General features: G+C 56.0%; 1 pseudogene. It reads right to left on the reverse strand.

The features are described 5' to 3' along the window. Window positions 1–54: 54 nt before the first annotated feature. Window positions 55–241: pseudogene (locus tag AF337_RS43140) on the reverse strand (hypothetical protein); the annotation flags it as partial.

The following is a 241-nucleotide window of genomic DNA, read 5'->3' on the forward strand; positions in this document are numbered from 1 at the left end:
CCTCGTCCGTCTCCTGCGCATAAATAGCGCTTCGAAACGCCGCGCTCAGATCCCTCATGGCAACACCTCGAGACCGATTTGCACGCGCCAAATAATCCCGATCGGCGTATAGGAAGCCGGCTGGCGCATCCTTACCAACAGCGGAGAGCCGCCATGGGGATCGGGGAAATTGAAAGCTTTCGAACGATCTTTGATGTCGTTCTTCACGAAAGACTTAAAGGCCTGACGCTGAGCCTCGCTC

The sequence above is a fragment of the Rhizobium ecuadorense genome (assembly GCF_001187535.1).
Taxonomy (GTDB): Bacteria; Pseudomonadota; Alphaproteobacteria; order Rhizobiales; family Rhizobiaceae; genus Rhizobium; species Rhizobium ecuadorense.